The organism is Planomonospora algeriensis (genome assembly GCF_977012225.1).
In genome coordinates this window covers 1-900 of sequence record NZ_CDRNDK010000957.1, presented here as the reverse complement: position 1 = coordinate 900, position 900 = coordinate 1, and the positions used below count along the sequence as shown (strand labels likewise).

The following is a 900-nucleotide window of genomic DNA, read 5'->3' as shown; positions in this document are numbered from 1 at the left end:
TCAATAACCCGCTCATCGCCCTCGGTCTCACGATGTGAGAACTCCTTCAGCCCTTCGCCCTGGCAAGCAGTCACGAGTGCGCTCGTCGGCAGCCTCCATGAGCGCACGGGCCATGTCCCTCTGCGACCAGAATTTTTCGCGCCGCCCAGCACGTAGCCTTAACGCCCAATTCGGGACATTGTCCATCTCGGATTACCTCTAGAGGGAGGAGACTGCCTGTCTCCTCTAGTCCGCCCTGTCCGTACATGATTCTCAACGATGTCATTGGAGAACGGCAAAAGCGGGACCCGCAGGCGCTGTCACGCCGTACGGGTCCCTTGACCGCACACTGGAGGTGCGATCCGTGGATAACTCTAGAGCCATCCCGCCCGTCGTTGACGAGGCGACAGCGGAGAAGCAGGACAGGGCACTGGCGGTGGTTCACAGGCTTCTCGCGGAGCGGGGCATCCGGGCACGCCGTCACCACACGATCAGTCTCGGGCTGTTCGGTGATCACGCGGGCGGCATCTGGCCGGACAGGTCGCTGCGGCGGTACTGGCTGGACCGCTACCCGCCGGAACTGACCGTGACCGGCCCTCAGGGCGGGCGGGACGCGACCGTGACGATGGGGCCGCGCTCGGGCTGCTACCTGGTGTCGCTTCGCAACGGGCCCGACCTGGAGACGGTCCGCTCCGAGCAGCCGGAACGGGTCGCAGACCTGATCGCTACCGCGATGACGGGAGGCGACCGTGCCCGTGAATCCGCTCCGTCGCAGTCGACTCCCGGGGGTTCCCGGTGACCTTGGCGGACCTGGCGAGACGCTACGGGCAGCACTGGACCATCGCGGAGGCGGTGGGTGGTGGCTGGTACTGATCTTGAAGTGCTGAGGTGAGCACGCCAGGTGTATCCGCGCCCACCCGG

1 protein-coding gene is annotated in these 900 nt (G+C 65.8%); it reads left to right on the top strand.

What is annotated here, in order from left to right; translation table 11 throughout:
- The first annotated feature begins 343 nt into the window (after window positions 1-343).
- Window positions 344-778: a hypothetical protein gene (locus tag ACWJ6R_RS37160; RefSeq protein ID WP_449066675.1), complete on the top strand. Its 435-nt coding sequence runs from the start codon at window positions 344-346 to the stop codon at window positions 776-778.
- The last annotated feature ends 122 nt before the right edge of the window (window positions 779-900 follow it).